Origin of the sequence: Nigerium massiliense, assembly GCF_000826085.1 — a bacterium.
GTDB lineage: Bacteria > Actinomycetota > Actinomycetes > Propionibacteriales > Propionibacteriaceae > Propioniciclava > Propioniciclava massiliense.
This window is the reverse complement of sequence record NZ_CCYM01000002.1, coordinates 308,253-323,246: the sequence shown is the minus strand read 5'-3', so window position 1 is coordinate 323,246 and position 14,994 is coordinate 308,253. Positions and strand designations below refer to the sequence as shown.

The 14,994-nt window shown below is 71.4% G+C and carries 13 protein-coding genes and 1 tRNA gene; 5 read left to right on the top strand and 9 right to left on the bottom strand.

Going from position 1 to position 14,994, the window contains the following annotated elements; translation table 11 throughout:
- Window positions 1-21 precede the first annotated feature (21 nt).
- Entirely contained in the window at window positions 22-1,707 is a 1,686-nt protein-coding gene (locus BN1187_RS02955) for a DUF2207 domain-containing protein (protein WP_147675056.1), read from the top strand.
- Window positions 1,708-1,785: 78 nt separating this feature from the next.
- On the opposite strand, the gene BN1187_RS02950 is transcribed toward BN1187_RS02955, so the two are convergent.
- Window positions 1,786-3,228, bottom strand: coding sequence for a glycine hydroxymethyltransferase (locus BN1187_RS02950; RefSeq protein ID WP_218184556.1), 1,443 nt, complete (start codon window positions 3,226-3,228; stop codon window positions 1,786-1,788).
- Window positions 3,229-3,347: 119 nt separating this feature from the next.
- On the bottom strand, window positions 3,348-3,929 hold the full coding sequence (locus tag BN1187_RS02945) for a TIGR03086 family metal-binding protein (protein ID WP_052462220.1): 582 nt from the start codon (window positions 3,927-3,929) through the stop codon (window positions 3,348-3,350).
- Between the two features lie 133 nt (window positions 3,930-4,062).
- Here BN1187_RS02945 and BN1187_RS02940 point away from each other — a divergent pair, with 133 nt between their 5' ends.
- The gene (locus BN1187_RS02940; RefSeq protein ID WP_052462219.1) at window positions 4,063-5,466 is read left to right on the top strand and encodes a S49 family peptidase; all 1,404 of its coding nucleotides are present in this window, start codon (window positions 4,063-4,065) and stop codon (window positions 5,464-5,466) included.
- Window positions 5,467-5,557: 91 nt separating this feature from the next.
- On the opposite strand, the gene rlmB is transcribed toward BN1187_RS02940, so the two are convergent.
- The 4 genes from rlmB to BN1187_RS02920 all read right to left on the bottom strand — a co-directional run bounded on the left by rlmB (window position 5,558) and on the right by BN1187_RS02920 (window position 10,577).
- The gene (gene rlmB, locus BN1187_RS02935) at window positions 5,558-6,547 is read right to left on the bottom strand and encodes a 23S rRNA (guanosine(2251)-2'-O)-methyltransferase RlmB (RefSeq protein ID WP_040158559.1); all 990 of its coding nucleotides are present in this window, start codon (window positions 6,545-6,547) and stop codon (window positions 5,558-5,560) included.
- A gap of 7 nt (window positions 6,548-6,554) precedes the next feature.
- The gene (gene cysS, locus BN1187_RS02930) at window positions 6,555-7,964 is read right to left on the bottom strand and encodes a cysteine--tRNA ligase (RefSeq protein WP_040158556.1); all 1,410 of its coding nucleotides are present in this window, start codon (window positions 7,962-7,964) and stop codon (window positions 6,555-6,557) included.
- A 71-nt stretch (window positions 7,965-8,035) separates the two neighbouring features.
- Window positions 8,036-9,418, bottom strand: coding sequence for a DUF4032 domain-containing protein (locus tag BN1187_RS02925; protein ID WP_040158554.1), 1,383 nt, complete (start codon window positions 9,416-9,418; stop codon window positions 8,036-8,038).
- 64 nt (window positions 9,419-9,482) lie between these two features.
- The gene (locus tag BN1187_RS02920) at window positions 9,483-10,577 is read right to left on the bottom strand and encodes an ABC transporter ATP-binding protein (RefSeq protein ID WP_040159819.1); all 1,095 of its coding nucleotides are present in this window, start codon (window positions 10,575-10,577) and stop codon (window positions 9,483-9,485) included.
- 189 nt (window positions 10,578-10,766) lie between these two features.
- On the opposite strand from BN1187_RS02920, the gene BN1187_RS02915 reads away from it, so the two are divergent.
- On the top strand, window positions 10,767-11,546 hold the full coding sequence (locus BN1187_RS02915) for a DedA family protein (protein ID WP_052462218.1): 780 nt from the start codon (window positions 10,767-10,769) through the stop codon (window positions 11,544-11,546).
- Window positions 11,547-11,591: 45 nt separating this feature from the next.
- On the opposite strand, the gene BN1187_RS02910 is transcribed toward BN1187_RS02915, so the two are convergent.
- The 3 genes from BN1187_RS02910 to BN1187_RS02900 all read right to left on the bottom strand — a co-directional run bounded on the left by BN1187_RS02910 (window position 11,592) and on the right by BN1187_RS02900 (window position 12,842).
- Window positions 11,592-12,200, bottom strand: a complete 609-nt coding sequence (locus tag BN1187_RS02910; RefSeq protein ID WP_040159815.1) for a class I SAM-dependent methyltransferase — start codon at window positions 12,198-12,200, stop codon at window positions 11,592-11,594.
- A 1-nt stretch (window position 12,201) separates the two neighbouring features.
- A tRNA-Thr gene (locus BN1187_RS02905) sits at window positions 12,202-12,274 on the bottom strand.
- A gap of 7 nt (window positions 12,275-12,281) precedes the next feature.
- Window positions 12,282-12,842, bottom strand: coding sequence for a nucleoside/nucleotide kinase family protein (locus tag BN1187_RS02900; RefSeq protein WP_052462217.1), 561 nt, complete (start codon window positions 12,840-12,842; stop codon window positions 12,282-12,284).
- A gap of 74 nt (window positions 12,843-12,916) precedes the next feature.
- Here BN1187_RS02900 and BN1187_RS02895 point away from each other — a divergent pair, with 74 nt between their 5' ends.
- Both BN1187_RS02895 and BN1187_RS02890 read left to right on the top strand, forming a co-directional pair.
- Entirely contained in the window at window positions 12,917-13,756 is an 840-nt protein-coding gene (locus BN1187_RS02895; RefSeq protein WP_040158552.1) for an aldo/keto reductase, read from the top strand.
- 36 nt (window positions 13,757-13,792) lie between these two features.
- A complete protein-coding gene (locus BN1187_RS02890) occupies window positions 13,793-14,983 on the top strand; it encodes an NAD(P)/FAD-dependent oxidoreductase (protein WP_040158549.1) in 1,191 nt (396 codons plus the stop codon).
- The last annotated feature ends 11 nt before the right edge of the window (window positions 14,984-14,994 follow it).

Below are 14,994 nucleotides of genomic sequence, written 5' to 3'. Positions count from 1 at the left end.
TAGTGCGATAGGTTCGCCCCCGTGACATCCACTGCCCACCGCATGCTGGTCCGCACCTGGGCCGCGATCGTGCTGGCCGTCGCCGGCCTGATCGGATTCTCCACCGTCCCCGCGCACGCCGCCGACGAGATCGCGTCGTACGTGGTGAACGGGTCCGTCGCGCCCGACGGCGTCCTCAGCGTCGAGGCCACGATCACCCCCGACGGCGCTTCCGAGTTGCGCCAGCGGTTCGCGACCGCCCTGGAGTCGGGACGCGACCGCCGCTACGAGTTCGAGATCACCGACGTCGCGGCCACGGTGGGTGGCACCGCCGTCACCCCGAACGTCAGCACGGACGGCGACTACGAGCTGGTCACCGTCCCGCTGAGCGGCAACCAACCTGTGCGGCTGTCGTACAAGGTCAAGGGCGCCGCGCTCGACAACGGCGACGGCACCACGACGGTGAGCTGGCGGCTGCTGCAGGGGCTCAACCTGCCGGTGCGTAGCTTCGACGCGACGATCGCCGTGCCGGGCCCCTTCACGATGATCGATTGCCGCGCCGGCTCCCCGGCCGCGCCGGCCGTCTGCGCCAACTTCACCGGCGGCACCCACGACCAGTCCGAACCGGCCTTCCACGACGGCCCCCGCGGCGCGGGCGAGGTCGTCCAGGTCGTCATCCGGTTCCCGAACTCGGTGGTCAAGCCCAATCAGGATCTTGAGCGCCGGTGGACCCTCGACCACGCGTTCTCGGTCTCCCCGCTGCCCCTGGGGGCCGCCGTCGGAACGGGTCTGCTGGGCGCCCTGTTCTTCTGGCTCATGCACCGCCGCTTCGGGCGCGACGACGGACCGCAGGCGGATCCGATCATGGTCGGCGGCTTCCGTCCCGTGGGCGATGGGCAGAGCGCCTTCCGGATGGACGAGGACGTCCGCCCCGGTCAGGTGGGCACGCTCGTGGACGAGCGCGTCGACCCGGTGGACATCACTGCCACGATGCTCGACCTCGCGGTGCATGGGCACCTGCTGATCACCGAGATGCCGCGGGATCCCGGCTTCAAGCCCACCGAGTGGTTACTGACGCGCCGGACCGGCGTGGACGCGCTGCGCCCCTATGAGCGGACCCTGCTCGACGCGCTGGCGCCCGAGGGGGAGGCGCAGCCGCTGCACGACGCGATCGGGCGCGTCCGGGAGGCGTCCCACCAGGTGCAGGACGAGCTGTACGCCGAGGTCGTCCACCAGGGCTGGTTCGCCGTGCGCCCCGACTCCACCCGCACCACCTGGGCGCGCGCGGGCTGGATCGCGCTCGTCCTCACACTGATCGGCGGGGCGCTGCTGATCGCGTTCACCGAGTTCGGCCTGCTGGCGCTTGTGCTGGTCGCGCTGGCGCTCGGCCTGATGTTCGTCGCCCAGGCGATGCCGGCGCGGACGGCCAAGGGCGCCGGCGTGCTTCAGGGCCTGGGGATCCTGCGCGGCCAGCTGCTGACCCAGCCGATCGAGGAGATGCAGGGCGGCCGCGCCTACGCCGAGCTGTCCCGGGTGCTGCCGTACGCGGTGGTGCTGGGGGGGACGCAGCGTTGGATCGACGGGCTGGTCGCCGCGGACGACGACGAGGCCGAGGACAGCGAGGACCTTGACTGGTACCACGGACCGGCAGGCTGGCACCTGCGCGACCTGCCGGGCTCGCTGTCGAACTTCGTCCGGACGATCCAGGGCGAGCTTTTCACCCGCTGACCGGTCGGGGGCCAGCGCCAGGCGGGGCGACGAGGCCGGCGTGCAGAGCCGGCCTGGTCCGCAGGAGGACGGCGTGGCTCAGAGCTCGAGTCCCGGGTACAGCGGGTTGGCGTCCAGAAGCTCGTCGGCGGCGGCCTTCGTGCGGTCGGCCACCCCCTCGGCGATGGTGTACTTCGCCTTGCCCGGCTTGCCGGTGGACGCCGTGACCGGGGAGGTCTCCGTCAGGACGCCCACGATCAGCTCGGCGACCTTGTCGAACTCGTCCGCGCCGAAGCCGCGCGAGGTCAGCGCGGGGGTTCCGATGCGGACGCCGGAGGTGTACCAGGCGCCGTTCGGGTCGCGCGGGATGGAGTTGCGGTTGGTGACCACGCCCGCGTCGAGCAGCGCCGATTCGGCCTGGCGTCCGGTGAGGCCGAACGAGGTGGTCACGTCGAGCAGGCAGAGGTGGTTGTCGGTGCCGTCGGTGACGAGCTTCACGCCGCGCTTCATCAGGCCCTCGGCCAGCGCCTTCGCGTTGTCGGCGACGTTGCGCGCGTAAACCTGGAAGTCCGGCGTCCGTGCCTCGGCGAACGCGACGGCCTTGGCCGCCATCACGTGGCTCAGGGGTCCGCCCAGCACCATCGGGCAGCCCTTGTCGATGGAGTCGGAGTACTCGGCGTCCGAGAGCAGGAAGCCGCCGCGCGGGCCCCGCAGCGACTTGTGGGTGGTGGACGCGATCACGTGCGCGTGGCCCACCGGGTTCTCGTCGCCGGTGAACACCTTGCCGGCGACCAGGCCCGCGAAGTGCGCCATGTCGACGAAGAGGGTGGCGCCGACCGAGTCCGCGATCTCGCGCATCGTGGCGAAGTTCACCCGGCGCGGGTAGGCGGAGTAGCCAGCGACGAGGATCAGCGGCTTGAACTCTTTGGCGTCCTTCTCGAGCTGGGCGTAGTCGATGAGCCCCGTTTCGGGATCGGTTCCGTAGGAGCGCTGCTCGAACATCTTGCCGGAGATGTTGTGCCGGAACCCGTGGGTGAGGTGACCGCCGGCGTCCAGGCTCATGCCCATGACGCGCTGGTTGTTGAACTCGTGGCGCAGCGACTCCCAGTCGTCGTGCGACAGGTCGTTGACCGTCTTGGCACCCAGGCGCTCCAACGCCGGCGACTCGATGCGCTTGTTGAGGATCGCCCAGTAGGCCACCAGGTTGGCGTCGATGCCCGAGTGAGGCTGGACGTAGGCGTACTCGGCGCCGAACAGCTCCCGGGCGTGCTCGGCGGCGACGGACTCGACCGTGTCGACGTTCTGGCACCCGGCGTAGAAGCGGTGCCCGATGGTGCCCTCGGCGTACTTGTCGCTCAGCCAGTTGCCCATCGTCAGCAGCGTGGCCAGCGACGCGTAGTTCTCGGACGCGATGAGCTTGAGGGACGCCCGCTGGTCGGCGAGCTCGGACGTGATGGCGCCGCTGATCCGGGGCTCGACGCTTTCGATGATGGACAGGGCCTGGGCGTAGGCGCTGGACGCGGTGGCGGCGATGTCGTTCACGGGGCACTCCTCGCTGACGGTGTTGGCCGTCAATCTAGCGAACCGGGCCCGCTCGTGGGCCAGCGGTCACCCGGCGTCCGGACGCCACACCGGCTGGCGCGCTGGCGCGGCGGGGTGGGTCAGGGTGCCCAGGCGGGATTGCGGCCGGTCAGCCCGAGCAGCCGGTCGAGGGCGGACGCGTCGTCCGGAACCGGGACCCGGGGTTTGAACGTCTTGCCCTCGCCTTGGGCGTCCTCGGTGAGCATGGCGGGGAAGAACTGCAGGGACGCCTCGAGGCCGGCCTCGTCGGGTTGCCATGCGTTGCCCGTGGCGACGGCGAGATCCCAGCCGTGCACCTGGTACTCGCCGAGGATCATCGGCAGGGCGACGTCCATCGGCAGGTCGTTCCCGCCGAGCACCAGGGCGTGGTCGGCGCCGCCGGCGAGCGCGGCGTCGATCAGGTCCGCGGCGCGGCGAACCTGGTCGCCGCCGCTGCCGGAGACCCGGACGCCCTCGGGGTCGGAGACGGTGCCGTCGGCGTCCACGATGCCGTCGGAGAAGGCCGTGAGCCACGACACGACGTGGGTGCGCAGCTCGTTGACCGAGTAGTCCTCGCACGGCGTCGGCTCGGTGGAGCCGGCCGGGCCGATGGCGTCGAGAAGATCGGCCAGCTGGGCCAGGACGTCGGCGAGCTGGGCGCGGGTGGTCAACAGATCGGGCATGACCCGTACCGTAGGGCCTGGGTCAACCCGGGACAACGACGCGCGGGTTAACGGCGGCCGTCCGGCCGGGATCGATCCCCCGCAGGGGTGACACGGCTAGGGTCGAGCCACAGCCGTGACGAAGGAGCCCGACATGACCCACCCCGACCAAGCGCCCGGTCCCCAGGAGCGCCCTGACAACCCGCCGGACGCGAGCCATCCGCAGGACCCGCCGACGGCCGAGGCGCCCCACGGGAGGCAGCAGGCCGAGCCGTCCCGCCAGCAGGCCGGGCCCGCGGGCCGGCCGCCGCAGTCGTCCACGAACCCGGGACCGCTGCCGCCCGATCGCGGACGAGGTGCCCATCCGGCGCCGCTCACCCCCGGGCCGCAGGGCTACGCGCCCGGGGCTCAGGGCTACGCGCCCGGTCCGCCCCCGCAGGCCCCGCCGGCCAAGGAGCGCGGCGGCTTCGCCCGTGGCTTCGGCATCGGCACGGGGGCCGGGCTGGGCTTCGTCGGCACGCTGCTCGTGTTGAGCCTGCTCGGCACGCTGCTGACCACCCTCATGATGATGGGCGCCGCCAGCGCCTTCGCGGGCGCCAACCAGACCGCGATCGAGTCGACGAAGACGCTGTGGGGCCCCGACGGGGCCACGAAGAAGCTGCGTGCCATCAACGTCAACGGCGTGATCATGGCCGACTCGGGCGAGGGCGGCGCGCTCTCCACCGGGACGTACGGCTACGAGGTCGCCCAGGTCATCGACAAGCTCAAGCCCGAGGACGCCGACGGCATCATCCTGCTGATGAACACCCCGGGCGGCAGCGTGAACGGCTCCCGGGCGATGGCGGACGCCGTCGAACGCTACAAGAAGCGCACCGGCAAGAAGGCGGTCGCCTACGTGCAGGGCATGTCGGCGTCCGGCGGCATGTACACGATGGCGAACGCCGACAAGATCATCGCCGATCACGGCTCCCTGGTCGGCAGCATCGGCATCATCATGGGGCCCTTCGAGCAGTACAAGAACGTCACCGCCACCTCGGGCACGCTGCTGACCCCGGGCGTCACCACGACCGGCGGCATCACCAGCGAGTACCTCACCCAGGGCAAGGGCAAGGACTTCGGCAACCCCTACCGGCCGATCTCGGCCGAGGAACGGCAGAACTACACCGCCGGGCTGGCCAACGAGTATGCCAACTTCGTCAACTGGGTCTCCCAGCACCGCAAGATCCCGGCCGCGACGATCCGCAACACGTACGGCGCGTTCATGTTCGACACCAAGCGCGCCCAGGAGAACAAGCTCATCGACGCGACGATGGGCCGGGACGAGGCTTTCCGTGACTTCGCCGGCTTCGCCGGACTCGACCCGAACGACACGAAGGTGGTCGTCGCCTCGGCGCCCCCGATGTGGACGTCGCTGCTGGGCGCCCAGAGCCGCGTCTACGGCGAGGCGCCGCCGGTCAGGCCTGAGGGGGGCCAGCCGGCCCGCGTCACGAACTCGCTGTGCGTCGGCGCGCCCGCCCCGATCGCCTACGCCGGCGACCTGCACCAGGTCTGCGGCTGACCCTCCAGCCCGAGCTCACGAGCGCCGCGCGGATGATCCGCGCGGCGCTCGCCTTGGTTCTGGTCGTGCTGTGAGCCGGGCCAGCGGCTCCTCAGGCGTCGGAGCCGTCGGCCTGCCGGCTGCGGGAGATCTCGTACAGCGCGATGGACGCCGCGACGCTCGCGTTGAGCGACTCGGTGTCGGCGCTGATCGGGATGGACGCCAGCACGTCGCAGTTCTCGCGCACGAGCCGGGCGAGCCCCTCGCCCTCGCTGCCCACGACGAGCAGCACGGGGCCGTCGGCGCCGGGGATGTCCGCGATGTCGGTGTCGCCCTCGCCGGCCAGACCCGTCACGACGAACCCGGCCTCGGCGTACTCCTTGAGCGTGCGGTTCAGGTTGCCGGCCAGCGCCACCGGCACCCGGGACGCCGCCCCCGCGGACGCCTTCCAGGCCGTCGCGGTCATGTGCGCCGAGCGTCGCTCCGGAACGATCACCCCGGACGCGCCGAACGCCGCCGCGGACCGGATGATCGCCCCCAGGTTGCGCGGGTCGGTGATCTGGTCGAGCGCCACGACGATCGGGGCGTCCTCGCGCTCCAGGGCGTCCGCCATGAGATCGCCGGGATGGGCGTACTCGAACTCGGGCAGCTGCAGGGCGACGCCCTGATGGACGGCCCCACCGGTCAGCTTGTCGAGTTCGGGCCGGGACGCCTGCAGCAGCGGGATCGACCGCTCCGCCGCGATCTTCAAGATGTCGGCCAGCCGGGAGTCGCGTTCGACGCCCTCGGCCAGGTAGGCGCGCTTGACCGGCAGGTCAGCCTCGAGCGCCTCGAGCACGGGGTTGCGCCCGATCACCCAGTCGGCGCCGGGACTGCCCGGACGCTGCTGGACGCGCCGCGAGGACGAGGGGGACTTGCCGGGCTCGTCGGGGCGTCGCTTGCGATAGGCCTTGTGGTAGGGGCGATCCTCGGCTTTCGGCGTGGGGCCCTTGCCCTCGAGGCCGCGGCGGACGCGTCCGCCCGAACCGGCGGTGCGTCCCGTCGAACCGACGCCCTTGCCGCGCTTGCGGACGGCCCCCTTGCGCTGGCTGTTTCCTGGCATGGTGCTCCTACTTCTCGAGGCTCCAACGAGCGCCGGTCGGGGTGTCCTCGACCTTGAGGCCGAGGTTGTTCAGGGTGTCGCGGATCGCGTCGGCGGCCGCGTAGTCCTTGCGGGCGCGGGCCTCCTGACGCTCCTTGAGCAGCGCGGCGACCAGGCCGTCGACGACCGGCTCCAGGTCGTCCGAGGAGCCCTCCGCCGCCCACTCGGGGGCATCCGGGTCTAGCCCGAAGACGTCCAGCATCGCGACCACGGCCTCGCGTGCCGCCTGCAGCGCCTCGGCGTCCCCGGCGCTCAGCGCGGAGTTGCCCTCGCGGATCGTCGAGAACAGCACCGCCAGCGCGCCGGGGGTGCCGAGGTCGTCGTCCATGGCGGCGGCGAAGGCGTCCGGGACGGCTCCGTCATGCGTCGCCGGGCCGGCGACCCGGGCGGCGCGGCCGAGGAACGAGTCGATGCGGTCGAGCTGCGCCTCGGCTTCGGCCAGCGACTCCGGCGACAGCTCGATCGCGGAGCGGTAGTGCGGGCCGGCGAGGTAGAGCCGGACGGCGCGTCCGCCGTGGGCCTTGACCGCCTCGAAGACGTCGGCGGTGTTGCCCAGCGACTTGCTCATCTTCTCGCCCGCCATCGTCACCCAGGCGTTGTGCATCCAGTACCGGGCGAACGGGCGCCCGGCCGCCGCGGACTGCGCCAGCTCGTTCTCGTGGTGCGGGAAACGCAGGTCGAGGCCGCCGCCGTGGATGTCGAACGCGTCGCCCAGGTAGCGCCCGGACATCGCCGAGCACTCCAGGTGCCAGCCCGGACGGCCGCGTCCCCACGGCGAATCCCAGGACGCCGTCGCGGGCTCGTCCGGCTTGGCGCCCTTCCACAGCGCGAAGTCACGCGGATCGCGCTTGCCGCGCAGGTCGGCGTCGAGCGCCGGCTCCATCTCGTCGACGCGCTGGCCCGACAGCTCGCCGTAGCGCGGCCAGGAACGGACGTCGAAGTACACGTCCCCGGAGCCGTCGTCGGCAGCGTAGGCGTGCCCGCGCTCGATCAACGTCGTGACGAGGGCGATCATCTCGGGGATGTGCCCGGTCGCGCGCGGCTCGTACGTCGGCCGGCGCACCCCGAGCGCGTCGAACGCGCGATGGAAGACGCCCTCGTAGAGGTAGGCGTGCGCCCACCACGGCCGCCCGGCCTCCGCCGACTTCGCCAGGATCTTGTCGTCGATGTCGGTGATGTTGGACACGTAGGTGACGCGGTAGCCTGAGTGCTCGAGCCAGCGGCGCAGGACGTCGAAGTTGACCTCCTTGCGCACGTGGCCCAGGTGCGGGGACGACTGCACGGTGGCCCCGCAGCAGTACAGCGACACCTCGCCCGGCACGAGCGGGGTGAACTCCACGATGGAGCGGGTCGCGGTGTCATACAGGTGGAAGGTCACCGGCTCATCCTATAGGGACGCCCCGGCGCGGCCCCGGCCGAGCCGGCAGGTCTGGCCGGACGGGCAGGCGGCTACTTGCCCTTCTGACGCCGGCGCAGGGCCTCGATGTCGAGGACGGCCGGCAGCACTTCGGTGTCGGGGTCGAGCGCGTCGGCGTCCCACGGGTCGTGCGGGGGCGCCTCGAGGTCCTCGGCGTAACCCTCGGACGGGTCGTAGGGGTTCAGCTGGTGACGCGCGTGATCGTCGCCCTGAGCGACGGAGCCGGTCACCTCGTCGGGCAGCGCGGTCAGGACGTCCGCGATGTAGCCCTGGACGGCGTCGGTGAGCGGCACCTCTCGGTTGGCCCGCTGGGACGCGTACCAGCGGTAGTCGAGCACCTCGTGGAAGATCTGCGCGGGGTCGCGCTTGCCTGTCAGGTGCGGCGGGATCGCCGTCACCACCGGCTCGAAGCACCGGGTCAGCCACTCGTGGGCGACGACGGACTCGGGCACGTCGCCCTGGTTCGTCCGGGCGCGGTACGTGTCGAGGTCGTTGAGCAGCCGGCGGGCCTGGTTCTCCTCGGTGTCGAGCCCGGTGAGGCGCATGAGCCGGCGCGAGTGGTGCCCGGCGTCGACGACCTTCGGCTGGATCTGGACGGTCGAGCCGTCCGCCGCCGTGGAGATGTCGAGCTCGGCGACGTCGAAGCCCAGCTGGTTGAGCCGGCGGACGCGGTTCTCGATGCGGTAGAGCTCCCCGGAGGAGAACTCTTCGCGCCCGGTCAACTCCGACCAGAGGGCGTGATAGCGGGCCTCGATCTGGCGCACCAGCGCCTCGGGCTCCAGCGACTCGTCCAGCAACTGGCCCGCCTCCAGGTCGCTGAACTCGCCGAACAGGTTGACGATCGCGATGTCGAGGTCGTGGCTGCGCTGTCCGTCCGACAGGCGCGGGTGCAGTTCGGCGGTCTCGGCGTCGACCAGGTAGGCGGCGAACGCGCCGGCGTCGCGGCGGAACAGGATGTTCGACAGGGAGACGTCCCGCCACAGGAAGCCGATCAGGTGCAGCCGGGCCATCAGCACGACCATCGCGTCCAGCAGGCGCGACACCGTCTCCTGCCGCACACCGGAGTGGAACAGCGAGCGATAGGGCAGGGAGAACTCCAGGTGCCGGGTGAGCAGCACCGAATCCAAGGGACGCCCGCGGTCGTCGGCGCGTCCCGTGACGATGGCGGTGGGCTCCACGGCGGGGGTGTTGAGCCGGTGCAGGTCCTGCAGCATCCGGTACTCGTGGAAGGCGGTCGGCTCCGTCAGTTCTTTCGCGGCATAGACCTCGTCGTCGACCCGGATGAAGCGGACGACGTGGCGCGAGATGCCGCGCGGCAGCGCGACCAGATGCTCGCGCGGCCAGCGGTCGAGGGGGACGTTCCAGGGCAGCGGCAGCAGACGGGAGTCGGGCTTGGCTGAGAGGAACCGGGGCATCGCCCCATTGTGACAGCTGGGGAGCGGAGTGACCCGGCTCCCCAGCCGCCGTGGCGTCAGCTCGTCAGCTCAGGCGCTCGCCCGTGCTGTTGGAGAACACGTGGACGGTGCCGGTCGGCTTGAGCCGGACCGGCGCCGAGCGGTCGATCGGGTGCCGCGAGGTCATGCGGGCCACGATCTGCGGCCCGGCGAGGCGCTCCTCCTCGGACAGCCCGGCCAGCGAGCCGTACAGGTACGAGTCGGCGCCGAGCTCCTCGACCACGGCGACATCCACGGCGATGCCCTGGCTGTCGTCGGACTTGCCCAGGTGCTCGGGGCGGATGCCGATCGTGAGGGTGTCGTCGCCCTGGGCGCGCGCCAAGACCTCGCGCTCGACGGGGACGACGTAGTCGCCGACTTGAACGCCGCCGTCGGCGACCTTGCCCTTGATCAGGTTCATGGCCGGGGAGCCGATGAAGCCCGCGACGAACAGGTTGCGGGGCGTGTCGTACAGCTCGAGGGGGTTGGCGACCTGTTGCAGGATTCCGTCCTTCATGACCGCGACGCGGTCGCCCATCGTCATGGCCTCGACCTGGTCGTGGGTGACGTAGACGGTGGTGACGCCCAGACGCTGCTGCAGGGCGGCGATCTGGGTGCGGGTGGAGACGCGCAGCTTGGCGTCCAGGTTCGACAGCGGCTCGTCCATCAAGAAGACCTGGGGTTGGCGGACGATGGCGCGGCCCATCGCGACGCGCTGGCGCTGGCCGCCGGACAGGGCCTTCGGCTTGCGGGTCAGGAAGTCTTCCAGGCCCAGCAGCTTGGCGGCCTCGCCCACGCGCCGCTCACGCTCCGACTTGGACACGCCCTGCATCTTGAGCGCGAAACCCATGTTGTCGGCGACGGTCATGTGCGGGTACAGCGCGTAGTTCTGGAAAACCATCGCGATGTCGCGGTCCTTCGGCGGCAGGTTGGTGACGTCTTGGTCTCCGATGAGAATGCTTCCGGAGTTGACCTCCTCGAGACCCGCGAGCATGCGCAGGGAGGTGGACTTGCCGCAGCCCGACGGCCCGACGAGCACCATGAACTCGCCGTCGCCGATGGTGAGGTTGAGCTTGTCGACGGCCGGATGATCGGCGCCGGGATAGACGCGGGAGGCGTCCTTGAACGAAACGGTGGCCATGGTCATTTCCCTTTCCACGGGCAGGTACGTGCCCGACGATCCGTTGTGGAAAATCCAGGAATGGGGACATTCCTGGCGGGTATTAGACCACGGGCAGAAGCGATTGCGTCACATATGCAAACACCCTTGTGGGTGGTGGTGTCGGGCGGGGTCCCGGACGCGTCCAGGCCCGGCGGTAGGCTCGCCCGCGTGAGCGACGAGCCCCGCGACATCAGCGATGCGCCCCGTGGCCCCGACGAGCCGGGCGAGCCCCAGGAGTGGTGGGACGACCCGAGCCTGCCGTGGCGGCACAAGCCCGGCCGCGCCGACTACGCCTGCCTGAGCGCGCTCGGCGTCGTGGCGATGTACGGGCTGGTGATGCTCCCGCTGCGCCCCGTGATGCTCGGGCTCGCCCCGCACGTGCTCGGCTCGCTCGGCTACCGCACGGGCCTGGTGATGGTGGGCGCGCTGACCGCGGTGGGGGACCGCTGGTGGCCCGTGGTGCTGCTGATCGGCACGCTGATGTCGATGAAGTTCGACTGGATCTATTGGTGGGCCGGCAAGCTGTGGGGCCGCAACATCGTGGACGTCTGGACGTCCGGCCACTCCGAGCGCACCCGGCGCCGCTACGACCGGGCCTGGAACCTCGCCCACCGCTACGAGACGATCGCGATCGTCGCGACCTTCTTGCCCATCCCGCTGCCGGCGGGCGTCATCTACGCCGCGCTGGGGGCCGCCGGGACGACGCTGCGCAAGTTCCTCATCGTCGGGTTCTGCTCGGCGCTGGCCACCAGCGCGGGATACATTGCGCTGGGCTACTGGATCGGTGAGCCGGCCGTGCGCCTGCTGGACGACTACGGCCGCTACCTGTGGTACGTCTCGATCGCGATCCTGGTCGGCATGGTCGCGGTCGCCGTCTGGCGCTCGCGCCAGCAGAAGAAGGACGGCCTCGAATCCGAGGCCGACAGCATCGTCGCCGAGGAGCCCTGAGCCGTCGAGACGGCTTCGCGGCGCCCACCGGCTGAACCGCGGGCGTCAGGCCCGGTGCAGCACCGCGACCAGGAACGTGGAGTCGTCCTGCAGCGGACGCAGGTCCCAACTGCTGAACAGCGACTCGGGCTCCAGGCCGACGCTGCGGGCGTCGGCGACGAACTCGGCGAAGTCGTAGCCGCGTCCCGCGCCGAAACCGATCACCGCGCGCCCGTCGTCGGCGAGCCAGCCGGCGATGTTCGCCAGCACCGGGCGGCGGGTGTCCGGGTGGAGGAAGCCCATCACGTTGCCTGCGCTGAAGACGAGATCGTAGGACGACGGGACATCGTCGGGCAGGACCACGTCGTACAGGTCGCCCACCACGTACCGCGGGCCGGGGGCGTCGGCCTCGGCGGCGGCGATGAGCGCGGGGTCGAGGTCGATGCCGACGACGGTGTGGCCGCGCTCGTGCAGGTAGTGCGCGTGCCGGCCCGGGCCGCAGCCCGCGTCCAGGATGGTCGAGCCGCGTCCCACCATCGCGTCCACGAGGCGGGCCTCACCGACCAGGTCGCGCCCCTCGGCGGCCATCGCCTTGAAACGCTCGATGTACCACTGGGAGTGCGCGGGGTTCCGCTCGATCGTCTGCTGCCATCGGCTCAGCGGTTTGGAGTTCACGAGCCTCCGACAGGATTCGAACCCGCGACCATCCGCTTACAAGGCGGGCGCTCTACCAACTGAGCTACGGAGGCGTGGGCCTCAACGACCCGCGGCCCATTGTGCCCAATCGAGGGGCGGGCGGGTAATCACGCCGTCGGCGACCACGGCATCGGCGAGTTCCCAGGGGCGGTGCGCCGCCCAGTGCTCGGCCTCCTGCGCGGCCCAGCGGTCCCAGTAGGGGACGTAGGCGTCCTGGTCGCGGTCGAGGGCGCGCCGGCGACGCTCGGCGGCGTCCAGGTCGAGCCAGAGTGCGGCCGTCGCGAGCGCCCGGTTCGCCGGCGTCAGCGAACCGCAGCCCTCCACCACGACGTCGACCGTCGGGTCGAGGGTGACGCGCTCGCCGGGCGCGCCGCGCCGCCAGTCCCACGTGCGGTATCCGGGGGTGAGGGGGGACAGGATGCCGGGGACGGCCGCGGCGCCGGCGGCCAGCCCGTCCCAGCCGGGGTAGAGCGCGTCCAGGGAGACCAGTTGCACCGGACGCGGCCATTCCTCTGCGAGCCGGTGCGCGTACGACGTCTTACCCGAGCCGGAGCCGCCGTCGATGAGGACGGCCGCACGGCCGGGTCGGGTCAGCCACGCGACGAGCTCGGTGAGGGTCATCCGGGGAAGTGTAGGGGCGCCTCGTCGCGCCCCAGAGGGTTGGCTCGCGGCAGGACGCGGACGAAGATGGCCCCATGACCATTCCCGCGATTCCCCAGCTGCCGCTCCTCGATGGCGGCAGCATCCCGCAGGTCGGCACCGGAACCCTCATCGCGAAGGGCAACGAGCTCGCCGACACCCTCGCGCAGGCGATCGGCGAGGGCTTCCGCCTGCTCGACACCGCCGCGCAGTACGCGAACGAGGGAGCGGTGGGAGAAGCCATCCGCCGCAGCGGCGTCGACCGCGCCGAGATCTTCCTCACCACGAAGATCGCCGGCATGGATCAGGGCCGCGGCCACACCCGGCACGGCCTCACCGACTCGCTGCGTCGCCTCGCGACGGACTACGTGGACCTGCTGCTCATTCACTGGCCGAACCCCTCGCGCGGCCTCGCCCTGGAGACCTGGCAGGAGATGCTCGACCTGCAGGCCGAGGGACTCGTCCGTCACGTCGGCGTCTCCAACTTCCTGCCGCAGCAGTTGACCGAGCTGCACGACGCGACCGGCGTGTGGCCCGTCGCCAATCAGATCCAGCTGTCCCCGGCGCTCGCCCGCACGGAACTGCGCGCCTTCTGCCGCGAGCGCGGGATCGTCGTCGAGGGCTGGAGCCCGCTCGGGCAGAAGGAGGGGACGATGGAGCAATTGGTCGTCAAGAAGATCGCCGACCGGATCGGCGTCACCAAGGGCCAGGTCATTCTGCGCTGGGCCGTCCAGCAGGGCTGCGTGGTGATCCCGGCGTCCAAGAACCCCGAACGCCGGCACGCCAACGCCGACCTGTTCGGCTTCGAGCTGACCGACCAGGACATGACCGACCTGGCTACCCTCGACCTCGGCGAGCACGCCGCCTGGGACCCCAACACCCACGAGGAGTGGTGACGATGGTTGCGCACGACGCGTTGAAGGAGTGCTGAGATGACGGATCCGGACGTGATCGTGATCGGTGCCGGCGTCGCCGGCTTGAGTTGCGCGCGTGAACTGACGAAGCGGGGCCGCTCCGTGCTGGTGCTGGAGGGCGCCGACCGGGTCGGCGGCCGCGTCACCACGGACGCTGTGGAGGGTTTCCTCGTTGATCGCGGCTTCCAGGTGCTGAACCCGGCCTACACGAACCTGCGGGCGAGCGTCGACTTCCCCCGGTTGGGCCTGCGCCGGTTCCCGCGGGCGGTGCGCGTGCGCACCGACGACGGACTGCGCGAGCTCGCCGACCCCAGCCGGAACCCGCTGCGCCTTGCCGACGACCTGCGCACTGGGTTGGTCTCGGTGGCGGACGCCCTGATCGTGCGTTTCTTCGGCCGTTCCGTGCTGCGCGACGAGCCGCGCGGCACCGCGTTCGACGCGGCGGGCTTCGTCGGGCCGCTGCGCCGCCAGGTCATCGACCCGTTCCTGTCCGGCGTTGTCTGCGAGGAAGACGGCAGCACCTCGTCGCGGCACGTCGCTTGGCTGCTCGGCACCTTCCTGGCCGGCACCCCGGGCCTGCCCAGCGGCGGCATGCGGACCCTGCCGCGCCTTCTGGCGGAGGGACTGGACGTCCGGCTGCACACGCCGGCCCGCGCCGTGCACGCCTCCGCGGGCGTCGTCCAGACCGACGCCGGCGAATTGCGCGCCCGGGCGATGGTCGTCGCCGCGGGGCCCGTCACAACGCCGGAACTCACCGGCACCGCCGCCGACGACTGGCACGGCACCCGCACCTTCTGGTTCGGCACCGATCGCGCGCCCTCCGACACCGCCGCGATCCACGTGGACGGTCGCGGCGCCGGCCCGGTCGCCGTCACGACGGTGATCAGCAACGTCGCGCCCGAGTATGCCCCGGACGGCCAGCATCTGGTCGCTGCCCTTACGCTGACCGACGGACGTGATCCGGGCGAGGGGGAGGTCCGCCGGCAGCTCGGCGAGATCTACGGCGCCGACGCGTCCGGCTGGCGGCTGCTGGCCCGGCACGACGTGCCGCAGACGGTGCCCGCGGTGCCGCCGGGTAGGCGGCGCGGCACCCGAGAGTTTCCGGCCGGGTTGGTGGTGTGCGGCGACCAGTTCTCGACCGCCTCCCTGGACGGCGCCGCGAAGTCGGGCCGCGACGCGGCGACGCGGGTCGAACGGCTTCTCGACTGACCCTCGATACC